We start from the raw sequence: 14,354 nt of genomic DNA on the forward strand, positions 1-14,354 counted from the left end.
GATCCACCAAAGCTCACCCCCTACCCTGCCCACCCCAGCTGAGCACTTCCCCCTTAGACACCTGAGAGTCCCCTAGGAAACCGTGCACCTCCGCTGTGGATAACCCGATTTGCTGGGGAGAACTGGGGATAACTCGCCTTGGTGGCGAGTTGGCAGCGAGGAGGGCGGGCAAGATCGGGCGGATGGGGGAACTCGATGAACCGTTTCCGGGTAGTTGGGCAGTACGTGCGGGGCAGGTGAGCCGATGGGAGCTACGCAAGGACTTCGAACGGGTACATCCGGACGTCTATATCCGCAAAGGGGTGCAACTCGACGCGCGTGGACGAGCACACGCGGCCGGGCATTGGGCGAAAGGCGAGGGGATCCTGGTCGGCTATTCCGCGGCCGCAATGCACGGCACCCGATGGCTGGATGACAAGCCTGCCGAGATCTGCCTGCCCCATCGAGCCCGTCCGGCGGCGCATGTTCGGACGTATCGAGACGTCATCCCCGCGGACCAGGTGTGCGGTATCGACGGCTTTCGGTGCACCGATCCGGTGCGCACCGCGTTCGACCTGGGCCGTCACCTCGCTTTCGACGAAGCGGTAGAAGTAATCGACGCCCTCTGCAACGCAACGAGGCTGACTCCGACAGAAATCGAGCAGTTCACCGAGCGGCAGCACCGTGCCCGCGGATGTGCCGATCTGCTGGCGCTGCTGCCCTACGTCGACGGTGGCGCTGAATCAATCCCGGAGACCCGCACCCGTCTCCTACTCCGGCACGCAGGCTTACCCGCGCCGGAAACCCAGATCCGGGTCACCGCACCCGACGGCTTCATCGTCGCGCGCCTCGACATGGGGTGGCGCGAATGGCAAGTCGGCGTTGAATACGACGGCGCCCACCACTGGACCGACCACCACCAACGCACCCATGACATCGACCGCACCGCCGCCCTCGAAGCCCTCGGCTGGACACTGATCCGAGTAAGCGCCACCCTGCTCAGCTCCCACCCGTACAAGATCATCGCCCGAGTCCGGTACGCCCTCCGCACTCGCGGCGCCAACATCTGACCTCACCTGAACGCCCGCCGCAGCCAGCTGGGAGTCGGTTGGGAGCCGAATCCATATTCAGTGGCACACCATGGCGGACCCTTCTCGCGTTTTGCCGCCATCATGTGCCACTGAATGTGGATTCGCTGGAGGGTGGGGTCGGGCGTTCGGCTAGTCGTGTGTGGCGGGCTTATCCAGCAGTGCCGCACCGGTTCCGCGTTTCACTCGATGCAGCTCTGGATGACGAAGGACCATGGTGGCGGGGCTGTTTGGAGGGTGGTGCCGTGATGTCCCGTTGGAAAGAGTGGGCGGCCGGCGGCGCGGGCGAGGGACCGGCGCCGCCGGCCGGCGGGGTGGTGGGCCGGGCAGTGGCCCACCAGGTGAGTGGTCGGGGGTTCGGGCGAATCCGACAGCAATCAGCTTGCTCGATACAGCTGAATGGTGGCCCCGTTTCAGCTGGGAGTCAGCTGGGAACCTTGCGGATGGTCGACGAGGCGCTTGTACGTTGCGCACGGAGCGGTGTCCTCGCGTTTTCGTGCCCATGTGCCACTGAACCGAGCCCGTCAGAGGTTGGCGAGGAAGACGGACCAGTCGGCGGTGGTGAAGGTGAGGATAGGGCGGGCCGCTGGTGCGCCTTGATATTTGCTGTCGCGCACCAGGACTCGCCCATCGTCGAACTTGATCTCTACGCACGCCGCTGCGTCGCTGGAGTACGAGGATTTGAACCAGCCGGTGGCGTCGGGCTTCTCGTTACTCATGGCCGCCGAGCTTACCCAGCCGACATTTTGCCCTCGATCAGCGCGAGCGACTCCGCGCGCGTTAGTGCGTTCTCCGCCATGGCTTTGACGAACAGAGTATCGAGATTCCGCACCGGTTCCGCGTCCTCGATGACACCCATGTGGATCAACGTTTCGGTCCAGGCGATATCCGGTAAGAGGGCGCTGTCGAAACCGAGCAGATGGAATGTCGCGCCGCCGAGCAACGCGCCGCCGCCGGCCTCGAACGGAATAACCCGTACATCGACGGTGTCCGGGTGCTGCTCGACCATGGCGGCGATATGGCGCAGCTGTCCGTCCAGCACCGCTCGACCACCGATCTGCTGAGTCAACGCCGCCTCGTTCACAATTGCCTTGAGGCGCAACGGATCCTGTCCGATCAACCGGTCCTGCCTGCGGAGCCGCACCTCCACCAGGCGGTCGACGTCCACCTGACGAATTCGCGCACTGTCGTTGGCGATCAGCGCACGCGCGTAGTCGTCAGTCTGCAAGAGACCCGGAATCAGCACACTCTCGTAAGTCCGGATGCTTTGGGCTCCGAATTCGAGCCCGTACAACCGCGCGAGGCCATCCGGTAGCAGACCCGCATAACTCGACCACCACCCGCGCCCCTTGGCGATCTCGCGTAGCCGCAGCATCTCCTCGCGTTCGTCCGGGTCGAACTCGAGTAGGGACATCAGCTTCTTCAGCTTGTCCTCGGCCAGGATTCGTTCCTTCTCCACCTTCGACCAGTAGGACAGGGTGAAGCCGAGTTCCTTGGCGATGACCGAGGCGTTGACGTCGAATTCGTTGCGGCGGCGGCGGATTCGGAGCATGAGCTCCCAGCGTGCGACCGTAGGCGAAAGTGGAGCCATGGCCCGATGGTGTCCTTCCAGCTCTGGCGATGCGTGGAGTCGACCGAACTTCGGTCAGCGTACGCCACGGAATTGTCGAGCGATAGGTCAACTTGACTTATCGACGGAAACCGACCTAACCTCGCCGTGTCACACGTCACAAGGGGGTTACCGCCATGGAACCGCTTCCGCCCAAAGCTATGGTCCTCGAAGCCTGCCGAACCGCACCCCACACCGGCCATCCGCTGCTCGAATCCGCCCATCTACTAGCCGGATTGCACGAACGCAGAGCACGCACCGAACCCGGTGCTGCCGCGGATATCGACGCGCACCGTGCCCGCCTGGTCCTCGCCATCGACCGCTGGGTCGCCACCGAAGTCCCACCACCACACGCCGACGCACACATGCACACCGAAACCGTCGGCATGGTGATCGACCGACTAGCCCAGCTCTCCGTCACCGCGAACGAATCCCTTTCCGGCACACCGGAATGGGCCGTCCACGATGCCTGGGAACGCCTCGCCGAACTAGCCATCGGCTACCACGACCTAGCCTTCGAAGTCTCCGCAGGCTTCCGCCGCCTCCCCCAGCTCAGCCGCCCCCGAACCTACAGCCCACCCACGTAACCGGACGGTCAGGCGAAGGGGGTTGGGCCTTCCGGGGAGGGATCGTCTTGGGGCCAGGCGTGTGCTTCCAGGCGGGTTTGCACGCGGAGAACGTCTGTCTCCGAGGGCATCTCGTTGGTGATCTTGGTGATCATCACCTGGATGTCGGTCTTGTCGGCGGGGAGGTCGCCGGTGGCGGCCAGTTCCGCGGCGATCTGGCGGACCTCGTCGTCGGAGAGGCGGCGGCGCAGGAGGGCGAGCAGCGGGATGTAGTCGGATTCCGGGACACCGTCCGGATATCCGGCCCGCAGCCAGTCGATGATGGCGTTCAAGAAGGGAGGCATCGGTGAACGCGTCTCGGGCTAGTCGACGTCGGCCGGTGGGGTGGCCAGCGGCCAACCGCCGGCCGCGAGGTGGGAGGCCACCCGCGCGACGTCGGTCTCGGCCGGCTGTTCCTTCGCGACCCGCGCGATGGCGTCCTCGATCTCGGTGCGGGTGATCGCGCTGTCCGGATTCTCCGCCGCCAGTTCCTCGGCGATCGCGACCACCTCGAAATCGGTGAGGTGCCGGTGCAGCACCGCGAACAGCGCCACATAATCCGAATGCGGGATGCCCTGCGGGTAGCCGGCGCGCAGCCAGCCGATGATCCGGCCGAGGACATTCGGCCGGAGCTCTGCGGATTTCGCTTGGTCGGTCACATTGCGCCCTTCAGGACTGTCCGAACAGGTGAATGCCGAACCTGGCGGCGATGAAAGCCTTTGCCGTGTACAGGATTCCGGTCACGATCGCCGCGATGATCAGCCCGAAGCACAATAGCGCGACGGCGAGCGCGGGGTAGTTGCGTTGGGTGACCCGGCCGTCCGCGGTGACGGAATCCCCGGTCGACCAGAATCGGACGCCGACCGCGAACACCAGCGGCAGCCCGGCGCCGAGAACCAGCCCGGCGAGCATGACCTTCCACAGCGCGTTCAGATTCGTGATGAGCGTATGCACGTCTACTCCTCCTAAACCTGCGCCGACCGGGTCGACTGCCCCGGCTCCACGGTCACGTCCGGGCTGTCCGGTGTGCCGGATTCTGCACCATCGGCGCGCGCCGCGCTGTCCGGCTTAACAACATCACCGGGGCCGCCCGGCGTGTCATCGGGCCATTCGTTGACGTTGTTGGTGTCGACCGGATCCCGGCGCGACCGCACATACATCAGACCGGACAGCCCGAGCAGGATCGCGAACACCACGAGCACGCCCGGCAGACCGCCGATGAAGTGCGCGATCGCCCAGCAGGCCGCGCCGGCCAGCCCGGCGAGCGGCAGCGTGAGCAGCCAGGCGACGACCATCCGGCCCATCACGCCCCAGCGCACCTCGGCGCCCTTGCCGAGCCCGGTGCCGAGGATGGAACCGGTCGCGGTCTGCGTGGTGGACAGCGGCAGCCCGAAGTGCGCGGAGCTGAGAATGATGGCCGCCGACGCGGTTTCGGCCGCCAGGCCCTGCGGCGATTCGATCTCCACCAGGCCCTTGCCCAGGGTGCGGATGATGCGCCAGCCGCCGAGGTAGGTGCCCGCGGCGATGGCGATGGCACACGCGGCCATCACCCAGATGGGCATCTCGGCGTTCTTGGTCAGGGTGCCGTGCGCGACCAGCGCCAGGAAGATGACGCCCATCGTCTTCTGCGCGTCGTTGGTGCCGTGCGCCAGCGAGACCAGCGAGGCCGAGCCGATCTGACCCCAGCGAAAACCGGCCTCCACCTTGTCCGGGTCGGACTTCTTGGTGATCCGGTAGACCAGCCAGGTGCCCAGCGCCGAGACCAGCGCCGCCACGATCGGGGCGAGCACGGCGGGCAGAATGATCTTGGTCAGCACGCCGTCCGAGCCGGCCGCCCAGATCACGCCGCTGAAGCCGAGCGCGGCCAGGGTGGCGCCGATCAGGCCGCCGAACAGTGCGTGCGAGGAACTCGACGGCAGGCCGAACAGCCAGGTGAGCAAGTTCCAGAGGATGCCGCCGACCAGACCGGCGAACACGATGATCAACAGGTCGTGCCCCTGCACCGCGTCGAGCCGGACGATGCCCTTGGCTACGGTGGCGGCGACCGCCACGGACAGAAATGCGCCGACCAGATTCAGCACCGCCGATAACGCCACCGCTACCCGTGGCCGCAGCGCGCCGGTGGCGATGGAGGTCGCCATGGCATTCGCGGTGTCGTGGAAGCCGTTGGTGAAATCGAATGCGAGTGCTGTGACGATGACGATCAGAAGAACCAGTAATTCGACGGTCACGTGTCCAGTGTGCGGCACAGGTCAATAGGATTGCCAGGTGGTTGCGGTTCACCGCGCGTCGCCGATGGGTTAAGTTGGACCCTGTCCTCTATCGGCCCGGATCCGGCATCTATCAGCCGAATCGAGTGCAGCCCTGCGGCACCGGTTTTCCGGCAAATCGATCTTCGATCCAGGCGAAGGCGCCCGGAATTCCGCTGGTGCTGACGATGAAATGTTCACCGAGATATACCTGGAAATCCACCTGGGTTCCGCCTCGGCACCAGTCCCGATACAGGTTCTCGGCGCCGGCCAGCGGCACCCACCATTCGTTCAGGCCGTGGTACATGAACACCGGGATGGTCGGCGGCAGGGCACCGAGCCGGTTCTCCGCCAGAATGTCGCGAATGAACGGCAGGTCGGTCGGCGCGGGCACATCGGTGAGCGCCTGCACCGGAATCGGCGCGACAAGCCCGACGGCCTCCTCGTGCGCCTCGCAGAAGTCCCGGCCGATCCGCGCGAGCCGCCAGCCGTTGTCGTTCATCAGGCCGAGCATCTCCGGATACTCCCGAGCCATCCCCAAGGTCGCGGCGAGGAAGATGCCGGAGGCGAAGTCCTTGCCGTTCATCGTGTGCAGCAGCATCTCGAAATCGGCGGGCACGCCGCCGAACGCGACACCGACGAGATTCAGTTCCGGCGCGTACTGCGGGGCCAGCTGCGCGGCCCAGGCCGAGGCGATGGCGCCGCCGGAATAGCCGGTGATCGCGGTCGGGGATTCGGGCCGCAAACCGAGTTCCGGGGTGCGCACCGCGGCCCGGATCGAATCGAGCACCGCGTGCCCGGCCATCAGCCCGGCCGCGTAGGCCTGACGTGGCCCCTGGTGATCCGGCACCAGCACCGCGAAGCCCTTGTTCAGCGGGATCTGCGCCATCCACAACTTGCTCGACACCATGCGCAGCTCATAGGACGGCGCGCACTGGTTCCCGAGCGAGTCGATCGCCGGATTCAAGGTCACCAGCGGACGCGGTCCCGCGCCGGTCCATGGCGTGGCCGGGATGAGCAGGGTGGCGACCACCGGGACGGGCTTGCCCTTGGCGTCGTTCGACCGGATCAGCAGCTCGGTCGAGATCAGCGGCACCCCGGTGACGCCGGTGCCACCCGGACGGGAGGCGAGAACCGTTCCCGGAGCGAGCGTTTCGAAGCCGGCCGGTGGCGTGTAGAACGGATCGCCCAGCGGCGTCGGCATGGCGTCGGCGATCTCGCGGGACGGAAAGAGCAGGTCATCGATCGGATTCGCGTGCGCGAGGGTGCCGAGCACCGCACTGACCGCCACCACCGCGGCCAGCGCCATCGCGCGCAGCCGCCACACCATTGAACCCAACCGTCTTCCCCGATCCCGAAGCAGAAACCTGCCGATCCCAGCGCAGTCCGGCTTGCCCCTTCACCCCTGAGGAGCCCTGACTCGCAGTGGCCCGACAATCGTCGCACCACCGGCCCGCTGCCGCTGGACATCGCCCAGACTGCCGCGAGTCGCCGGCGGCGAAGCGCGCGGACGGCTACGGGAGCAGGGCGCGGACTGCATCGATGGTGTCGGCTTCGCCCGGTTCCTTGTCGGGGCGGTAGCGGACCACGCGGGCGAAGCGCAGCGCGACGCCGCCGGGGTAGCGCGGGCTGACCTGCACCCCGTCGAGGGCGATCTCGACGACGAGTTCCGGCCACAGGTAGACGGTCTGCTCGTCGCGGGCGCGTTCGTGGCGTGGGAATTCGGCTGTCTGCCAGTGCAATAGCGCGTCGGTGAGGCCCTTGAAGGTTTTGCCGACCATGACCGGTTCGCCGGTTTCCGGGTCGCGGGCGCCGAGGTGCAGGTTGGACAGGTAACCGGTGCGGCGGCCGTAACCCCATTCGGCGCCGAGCACCAGCAGGTCCAGGGTGTGTGTCGGTTTGATCTTCTGCCAGGCCCGGCCGCGCCGGCCCGCGGCGTAGGGCGCGGACAGCGATTTGATCATCACGCCCTCGTGGCCCGCGGCGAGCGCGCCGTCGAAGTATTCGGCGGCGGCCTCCTCGTCGGGGCGGATCAGGGCGGGAATGCTCTGTGCGGCGGCCACTTTCGTGAGCGCGGCGCGGCGTTCGGACAGCGGGGCGTCGAGCAGTTCCACGCCGTCCAGGTGTAGGCAGTCGAAGAAATAGGGATGTAGCAGCAGTTCGCGGGTGGAACTCACCTCGGCGAAGCGGCTCATCGTCTCCTGGAACGGGCGCGGGCGGCCGGCATCGGTGAGCGCGAGGGTTTCCCCGTCCAGCACCACGCTGGTGCAGTCGAGCCCGGCGACCAGCTCGACCAGTTCCGGCACGCCGGCGGTGATGTCGCGCAGCGTCCTGGTGAACACCCACACCCGCGGACCCTCGCGATGCACCTGGATCCGGGCGCCGTCCATCTTGATCTCGACGCTCACGTCACCGTCGAACTCGGTGAGCGCCTCGTCCAGCGTCGCGCCGGGCGAGGCGAGCATCGGCTGGATCGGCCGGCCCACCTCCAGCCGGAACTCGCCGAGCGCCGCGACGCCGCCGGTCAGCGCGGCGATCGCGGTCACCGGCAGCCGGCCGGACAGCATGTAGGCGCGGCGCACCAAGTCGGCAGGCACGTCGGCGGCCACCGCGACGGCCTCGCTGACGATCGCGGTGAGTGCCCCCTGGCGCAGCTCACCGGTCAGCAGGCGCAGCAGGAAGGCCTGTTCGTCCGCGGTCGCGGCGGTCCACAGCGCGGCGAGCAACGCTTTGCGCCGGGCCGACGATCCGGAGCCGGAGGTCGCGGCCAGCTCGGTCAGTGCGGAGTCGACCGCCGAAACCGTCAGCGTCGCAACGGGTGCCGGGGTAGTGTCCACGGCAGCGAGGGTGCGCCAGCCGGTGCCGATCCGGCCCTGCCGTAACTCGCCGGACGCCCAGGCGACGACAGGCGCGAGTTCGTCCGGCGCGGCGGCGGTCAACAGCTCGGCGAAGGCGGCGATCTTCGTCTTGCGTGACCTGGTCGCGCGAACCGTCTCCGAAACCTGGACGACATGCGAGAACAACACGCGTCGACGGTAACGCCTACCTGTGACACAAAGCTCAGCAGAACTGCTAATTACCCATTGGCACGGTTGCGAAAACGCCCATAAACTGGACGCATGGCCAAGACTTACGTCGGGGCGCGGCTTCGTCAGCTGCGGACCGAACGGGGGCTGAGCCAGGTCTCACTCGCCCAGAAGCTGGAGATCTCGGCGAGCTACCTCAATCAGATCGAACACGACGTGCGCCCGCTCACCGTTCCGGTGCTGCTGCGGATCAGTGAGGTGTTCGGGGTCGACGCGACCTTCTTCTCCTCCCAGGACGACACCCGGCTCATCGCCGAACTCCAAGAGGTCGTGATGGACCAGGAGCTGGGCATCGAGGCGGACACCCAGGAGATCGCGGACATGGTGTCCGCGCACCCGAGCATGGCGCGCGCGCTGGTCAACATGCACAACCGCTACCGCAACACCTCGGCCCAGCTGGCCGCCGCCACCGAGGACCGGTTCGCCGACGGTTCGGGCAGCGCGGCGATCAGCAAGCCGCACGAGGAGGTGCGCGACTTCTTCTATCAGCGGCAGAACTACATCCACGAATTGGACACCGCCGCTGAGGAACTCACCGCGCGCATCCGATTCCACGGCGGTGACGTGAACAGCGAGGTGGCGCGGATCCTGCGCGCGCACGACGTGCGGATCGTGGAGCGCATCGACCTCGGCGAGGGCGTGCTGCACCGCTACGACGAGGACACCCAGCGGCTGGAGATCGCGCCGCACCTGTCCGGCGGCCAGCGCACCTTCAAGCTGGCCGCCGAGCTCGCGTATTTCGAATGCGGCGAGTTGCTCGAAAAGCTGGTCGAGGAGGGCAATTTCGCCTCCGAGGACACCCGAAAGCTGGCCATGCTCGGCCTGGCGAACTACTTCGCGGCGGCAACCGTGTTGCCGTACACGCACTTTCACGAGGTGGCCGAGGACTTCCGTTACGACATCGAGCGGCTCTCGGCGTTCTTCACCCAGAGTTACGAGACCATCTGCCACCGGCTGTCGACCTTGCAGCGCCCCAAGCTACGCGGCGTCCCGTTCTCCTTCGTCCGGGTGGACCGGGCCGGGAACATGTCTAAACGCCAGTCCGCCACCGGTTTCCACTTCTCCGCCAGCGGCGGCACCTGCCCGCTGTGGAACGTCTACGAGACCTTCGCCTACCCCGGCAAGATCATGACGCAGATCGCCCAGATGCCCGACGGCCGCAAGTACCTGTGGGTCGCCCGCACGGTGGAGCGCCGCGCCACCCGCTACGGCCAGCCGAGCAAGACCTTCGCCATCGGCCTCGGCTGCGAGCTCCGCCATGCCGGCCGGGTGATCTACGCGGACGGTATCGATCTCGACGAGGTCCAGCCCACGCCCATCGGCGCGGGCTGCCGGGTCTGCGAACGGCTCAACTGCCCGCAGCGCGCCTTCCCGCCGCTGGGCAAGGTGCTCGACATCAGTGAGCACCGCAGCTCGGTCTCGCCATACGTGCTCAAGTAGTCCCGAAGCTGTTGCGGGACAGCAGCTATCGATGACAGAGGCCGACATCGCGGAATCGCGATGTCGGCCTTCGCCGTTGAGCTGATGCAACCCCGCTACGCGACGGCGAGCGCCCGCCGTTGCACCCGCAGACCGACCAGGGTCATGGCCAGCGCGAGAACCAGCAGCCCGGCCAGGGTCCAGGCCAGCGCCGAGAAGCCGTGCGGCGCAGCGGCCGCCGCGACCAGCGGGCCCACCGTGGCGCCCACGTAGAAGCTGAACATCGCGACCGACATTGCGGCGGCCCTGGATTCGCCGCCGAGTTCGCCCGCGCTCTGCAAGACGGCGGGGCCGATCACGCCGAGGCCGCCGACCAGCACCGCGAGCAGGATGGTCAGCACGGCCAGGTGCGATCCCTCGAAGGTGGCCGCCACCATCGCGGCCGCGGCGACCAGGACGCCGAGCATGATCTGGTAGTGCTTGGTCAGCCGGGCCAGCGGGATGGCCAGCAGCGGCAGCGCCACCATCACCGGGAGGGCGCCGGCCCGCAGGGCGAGCAGCTCGCCGGAACCCTTGACCACGCCGGTGAGTTCGAGACCGGTGTAGACGCCGACCATGACCGCCATGCTCATCGAACCCGCGACCAGCATGGGCAGCAGCGGACGGATGCGCAGCACCGCGGGGATCGCGGCGTAGCTGTGCCGCAGCGGCAGATCGCGCCCGGTCGGGACGTCGTCGAGCATCACCCGGCGCAGCACGACGGCGAGCACCGCGAACACGATCGCGGAACCGATGAACATGGTGCGCCACGGGAACGAGGCGACCACGGCCTGCGAGACGATCTGCGCGATCACCGTCGCGGCCAGGAACGAGGTGGCCACCGACATGGTCGCCACGGCTCGGTGCGCGGGCGTGATCCGGGTCGCGACATAGGCCATGATCGCGGGCGGAATGGAGCCGACGACCAGGCCCTGCACGATCCGCAGGGCGACCGCGATCGGCGCGCTGAACGCCAGACCGGTCAATAGGGTGACCACCGCGGCGACAAGCATGCCGGTCATCAGCACCCGGCGGTGTCCGTAGCGGTCCGACAGCGGGCCGAACAGCACGAAACCGCCCGCGTAGCCGAAGGCGAACGCGCTGATGATCCAGGTCATCACGCCGGAGCCGACGTTCCAGTCCGATTTCATGGCCGCGAACAGGGGAATCGGCACGTACATCTGGCCGGTCGCGAGCAGCGCGGCCAGCACGAAAACGGGCACGGTGCGCGCGGTGTGGCCGCGTGCGGGGGCGCCCAGGGCGGGCGCGGCGGCCGGAGTACCGGTCGTGAGCGGAAGAGTCGGCGTAGCCATGAGGATGACAGTAGAACCGCGACGGATCGATTGTCAACCAAATAGTTGGTTTAAATAGATGGTAAAATTTCGACCATGACGGCCACGATCAAACGCAGCGACGCGACCAAGCAGGCGCTATTGCGTGCCGCGCGGGACGAATTCGCCGAATACGGCCTGGCCGGCGCGCGGGTCGACCGCATCGCCGAGGCGGCCGGGGTGAACAAGGAACGCATCTACGGCCTGTTCGGTAGCAAGGACAAGCTGTTCGACGTCATCCTGATCGACACCATGCGCGAGTTCATGGACGTGGTCCAGCCGTTGACCGAGACCGACCCGGGCCGCTACATCGGCAAGCTGTTCGACTACCACAACAACAACCCGCAACTGCTGCGCCTGCTGCTGTGGGAGGGCCTGCACCGCGGCGTCGACGCGCACGACATCGACGGCTGGCGCGCCCAGCACTACGAGCAGAAATTCGACCGGGCCATCGAACAATTCGGCGTCGACGCGCAGTACGCCGGGCGGCTGCTGCTCGCCCTGTGCGGCATGTCCAACTGGAGCCTGGCCGTGCCGCAGACCACCCGGCTGCTGCTCGGCAACGCCGCCGAGGACAAGGCCGCGACGCGCGAGTTCATGCAGGAGTTCGCCAAGGCGGCGATGCGGAATCTGCCGGAGGCCTACCAGCGGCGCGGGTCGGCACCGGCGCCGGAAGCCGAGCCGGTCAATGCATTGACCACCGAGCCTGCCGACACCGCGGTCGACCGCGCCGCGCAACGCCTCCGGGACGCGCAGGCAGCGGCCGACGCGGCCCGCGACGAACTGGCCGCGGCCCTGCGTGACGCGCACGCCAATGGCGCCGGCGCCAACCAGCTAGCCCGCCAGGTATCGGGGACGTTGTCCCGCCCGGTGGTGCTGAAGCTGCTCGCCGACTGAAAGCCCGAAGGCGCCCTTTCGCGGGAAGGACGCCTTCGGTCGATGCACGATCCGGCTCAGAAAGCCGCTTCGTCCAGCTTCATGATGTCGTTGTCGATCGCGGCGATGATCGCCGTGTTCGCGGTCAACTGCGGCAGCACGTTCTTCGCGAAGAAGCTTGCGGCAGCGACCTTTCCGGTATAGAACGGCCGATCCTTCGCCGGTGCGTCGGCGGCCAGCGCGGCGGCCGCGATCTCGGCCTGCACCAGCAACCGCCAGCCGATGAGCAGGTCGCCAACCGAGAGCAGGAAGCGCACCGACCCGAGGCCGACCTTGTACAGCTCGGCCGGATCCTGCTGGCCCGCCATCAGATAGCCGGTCAGCGTGGCCGCCATGGCCTGCACCTCGCCCAAAGCCGTACGCAGCAGCTCACGTTCGGTCTCGAAGCGCCCGCTCTTGGTGTCCAGGAACGCGGCGATCTGCCCGGTGACGTGCCCGATCGCCACCCCCTTGTCCCGAATGATCTTGCGGAAGAAGAAGTCCTGCGCCTGGATGGCGGTGGTGCCCTCGTAGAGCGAGTCGATCTTCGCGTCGCGGATGTACTGCTCGATCGGGTAGTCCTGGAGGTAACCCGAACCACCCAGCGTTTGCAGCGATTCCGTCAGGTACTCGTAGGCCCGCTCGGAACCGACACCCTTGACGATCGGCAGCAGCAGGTCGTCGACCCGGTGCGCCAGATCGGCATCCGCGCCCGAAACCAGCTGCGCCACATCGGGATTCTGATGCGCAGCGGTGTACAGGTACACCGCGCGCAGGCCCTCGGCGTACGCCTTCTGCAAGGCCAGGCTGCGGCGCACATCGGGATGCCGGGTGATCGGCACCCGCGGCGCGGCCTTGTCGGTCATCTGGGTCAGATCGGCGCCCTGCACGCGCTCCTTGGCGTACTCCAGCGCGGTCAGGTACCCGGTGGACAGCGTGCCGGTGGACTTGATGCCGACCACCATGCGCGCGTTCTCGATCACCTGGAACATCTGCGCGATGCCGTTGTGCACGTCGCCGACCAGCCAGCCGACCGCGGGCGCGTCGCCGCCGAAGGTCAGCTCACAGGTGGGCGAGGACTTCAGGCCCATCTTGTGCTCGAGATTGGTCGCGTACACGCCGTTGCGGGCGCCGAGCTCCAGCGTTTCGGCATCGAAGAGGAACTTCGGCACGTAGAACAGCGACAGGCCCTTGGTGCCGGGGCCCGCGCCCTCGGGGCGGGCGAGCACCAGGTGGAACATGTTTTCCGCGGTGTCGCCGACATCGCCGCCGGAGATGAAGCGCTTGATGCCCTCGATGTGCCAGGTGCCGTCGGGCTGTTCGATCGCCTTGGTGCGCCCGGCACCGACATCGGAGCCGGCGTCCGGCTCGGTCAGCACCATGGTGCCCTGCCAGCCGCGTTCGTAACCCTCGGTGGCCCAGCGCTTCTGCTGGTCGTTGCCGACGTTGTAGAGCACCGCGGCCATCACCGGGCCCATGTTGAAGAAGCTCGCCGCCGGGTTGGCGCACATGATCATCTCCTGGACCGCCCACACCACCGCGGCGGGCGCGGGCGTGCCGCCCATGCCCTCCGGCAGCCCGAGCCTGCTCCAGTCGGCGTCGTGCACGGCCGTGATGGTCTTGCGCAGCGCGTCCGGCACCGTGACGGAGTGGGTGTCCGGCACGAAGGCCACCGGATCGCGGTCCGCCGCGGCGAAGGACTCGGCGATCGGCCCCTCGGCCAGCCGCTTCACCTCGGCCAGGATCGCGCGCACGGTATCGGAGTCGAGATCACCGTAGGCGCCCGTGTCGAGCAGTTTGTCCAGCCCGAACACCTCGAAGAGGTTGAATTCGATGTCACGCACGTTCGCCTTGTAGTGACCCACGACGGTCCTCCCAGGTTTCGGCCGTTTTGACGATGTACAAACGCAGCCTGCCGTACCGCGGCGACGCTACGCAACCGTAGGCTCGCCGCCACCTCACCGAGGTTCACCAGACGGTAACCGCAAAGGTTCACACGGCCGAAACACAGGCAACGGACTCGTCACCGAGAGA

14 protein-coding genes are annotated in these 14,354 nt (G+C 67.3%); 4 read left to right on the forward strand and 10 right to left on the reverse strand.

Annotated elements, in window-relative coordinates:
• Nucleotides 1-182 precede the first annotated feature (182 nt).
• Entirely contained in the window at nt 183-1,049 is an 867-nt protein-coding gene (locus AB0M22_RS11440; protein ID WP_364723873.1) for a DUF559 domain-containing protein, read from the forward strand.
• Nucleotides 1,050-1,591: 542 nt separating this feature from the next.
• On the opposite strand, the gene AB0M22_RS11445 is transcribed toward AB0M22_RS11440, so the two are convergent.
• Nucleotides 1,592-1,786, reverse strand: a complete 195-nt coding sequence (locus tag AB0M22_RS11445; protein ID WP_364723876.1) for a DUF397 domain-containing protein — start codon at nt 1,784-1,786, stop codon at nt 1,592-1,594.
• A gap of 11 nt (nt 1,787-1,797) precedes the next feature.
• Nucleotides 1,798-2,658, reverse strand: coding sequence for a DUF5753 domain-containing protein (locus tag AB0M22_RS11450; RefSeq protein WP_364723878.1), 861 nt, complete (start codon nt 2,656-2,658; stop codon nt 1,798-1,800).
• 155 nt (nt 2,659-2,813) lie between these two features.
• Here AB0M22_RS11450 and AB0M22_RS11455 point away from each other — a divergent pair, with 155 nt between their 5' ends.
• The gene (locus AB0M22_RS11455) at nt 2,814-3,263 is read left to right on the forward strand and encodes a DUF4254 domain-containing protein (RefSeq protein ID WP_364723881.1); all 450 of its coding nucleotides are present in this window, start codon (nt 2,814-2,816) and stop codon (nt 3,261-3,263) included.
• Nucleotides 3,264-3,271: 8 nt separating this feature from the next.
• On the opposite strand, the gene AB0M22_RS11460 is transcribed toward AB0M22_RS11455, so the two are convergent.
• From AB0M22_RS11460 to AB0M22_RS11485, 6 genes are all read right to left on the reverse strand, one after another.
• Nucleotides 3,272-3,586, reverse strand: coding sequence for a DUF3349 domain-containing protein (locus AB0M22_RS11460; RefSeq protein ID WP_364723883.1), 315 nt, complete (start codon nt 3,584-3,586; stop codon nt 3,272-3,274).
• Nucleotides 3,587-3,604: 18 nt separating this feature from the next.
• A complete protein-coding gene (locus tag AB0M22_RS11465) occupies nt 3,605-3,940 on the reverse strand; it encodes a DUF3349 domain-containing protein (RefSeq protein ID WP_364723885.1) in 336 nt (111 codons plus the stop codon).
• 10 nt (nt 3,941-3,950) lie between these two features.
• Nucleotides 3,951-4,235 carry a hypothetical protein gene (locus tag AB0M22_RS11470; protein WP_364723887.1) on the reverse strand — a complete coding sequence of 95 codons (285 nt, stop codon included), beginning with the start codon at nt 4,233-4,235 and terminating at the stop codon, nt 3,951-3,953.
• Between the two features lie 11 nt (nt 4,236-4,246).
• Entirely contained in the window at nt 4,247-5,512 is a 1,266-nt protein-coding gene (locus AB0M22_RS11475) for an inorganic phosphate transporter (protein WP_364723890.1), read from the reverse strand.
• A gap of 112 nt (nt 5,513-5,624) precedes the next feature.
• The gene (locus AB0M22_RS11480) at nt 5,625-6,860 is read right to left on the reverse strand and encodes a lipase family protein (RefSeq protein ID WP_364724109.1); all 1,236 of its coding nucleotides are present in this window, start codon (nt 6,858-6,860) and stop codon (nt 5,625-5,627) included.
• A gap of 184 nt (nt 6,861-7,044) precedes the next feature.
• Nucleotides 7,045-8,556 (reverse strand): ATP-dependent DNA ligase, encoded by a 1,512-nt coding sequence (locus AB0M22_RS11485; protein ID WP_364723894.1) that lies wholly within the window; start codon nt 8,554-8,556, stop codon nt 7,045-7,047.
• A gap of 93 nt (nt 8,557-8,649) precedes the next feature.
• Between AB0M22_RS11485 and ramB the strand changes: the two genes are divergently transcribed.
• Nucleotides 8,650-10,056, forward strand: coding sequence for an acetate metabolism transcriptional regulator RamB (ramB, locus tag AB0M22_RS11490; RefSeq protein WP_364723897.1), 1,407 nt, complete (start codon nt 8,650-8,652; stop codon nt 10,054-10,056).
• A 95-nt stretch (nt 10,057-10,151) separates the two neighbouring features.
• On the opposite strand, the gene AB0M22_RS11495 is transcribed toward ramB, so the two are convergent.
• The gene (locus AB0M22_RS11495; RefSeq protein ID WP_364723900.1) at nt 10,152-11,387 is read right to left on the reverse strand and encodes an MFS transporter; all 1,236 of its coding nucleotides are present in this window, start codon (nt 11,385-11,387) and stop codon (nt 10,152-10,154) included.
• A 75-nt stretch (nt 11,388-11,462) separates the two neighbouring features.
• Here AB0M22_RS11495 and AB0M22_RS11500 point away from each other — a divergent pair, with 75 nt between their 5' ends.
• Complete coding sequence (locus AB0M22_RS11500; protein WP_364723903.1) at nt 11,463-12,302, forward strand: TetR/AcrR family transcriptional regulator; 840 nt, start codon at nt 11,463-11,465, stop codon at nt 12,300-12,302.
• A 56-nt stretch (nt 12,303-12,358) separates the two neighbouring features.
• Here the strand turns inward: AB0M22_RS11500 and AB0M22_RS11505 are convergent, their stop codons facing one another.
• Nucleotides 12,359-14,185: an acyl-CoA dehydrogenase gene (locus AB0M22_RS11505; protein ID WP_364723905.1), complete on the reverse strand. Its 1,827-nt coding sequence runs from the start codon at nt 14,183-14,185 to the stop codon at nt 12,359-12,361.
• Nucleotides 14,186-14,354: the final 169 nt, after the last annotated feature.

The sequence above is a fragment of the Nocardia sp. NPDC051756 genome (assembly GCF_040681495.1).
Classification (GTDB): domain Bacteria; phylum Actinomycetota; class Actinomycetes; order Mycobacteriales; family Mycobacteriaceae; genus Nocardia.

Excerpts from the sequence above, each read along its gene's own strand:
- AB0M22_RS11440 (WP_364723873.1), top strand. The coding sequence starts at position 183 with ATGGGGGAACTCGATGAACCGTTTCCGGGTAGTTGGGCAGTACGTGCG.
- AB0M22_RS11445 (WP_364723876.1), bottom strand. The coding sequence starts at position 1,786 with ATGAGTAACGAGAAGCCCGACGCCACCGGCTGGTTCAAATCCTCGTAC.
- AB0M22_RS11450 (WP_364723878.1), bottom strand. The coding sequence starts at position 2,658 with ATGGCTCCACTTTCGCCTACGGTCGCACGCTGGGAGCTCATGCTCCGA.
- AB0M22_RS11455 (WP_364723881.1), top strand. The coding sequence starts at position 2,814 with ATGGAACCGCTTCCGCCCAAAGCTATGGTCCTCGAAGCCTGCCGAACC.
- AB0M22_RS11460 (WP_364723883.1), bottom strand. The coding sequence starts at position 3,586 with ATGCCTCCCTTCTTGAACGCCATCATCGACTGGCTGCGGGCCGGATAT.
- AB0M22_RS11480 (WP_364724109.1), bottom strand. The coding sequence starts at position 6,860 with ATGGTGTGGCGGCTGCGCGCGATGGCGCTGGCCGCGGTGGTGGCGGTC.
- ramB (WP_364723897.1), top strand. The coding sequence starts at position 8,650 with ATGGCCAAGACTTACGTCGGGGCGCGGCTTCGTCAGCTGCGGACCGAA.
- AB0M22_RS11495 (WP_364723900.1), bottom strand. The coding sequence starts at position 11,387 with ATGGCTACGCCGACTCTTCCGCTCACGACCGGTACTCCGGCCGCCGCG.
- AB0M22_RS11500 (WP_364723903.1), top strand. The coding sequence starts at position 11,463 with ATGACGGCCACGATCAAACGCAGCGACGCGACCAAGCAGGCGCTATTG.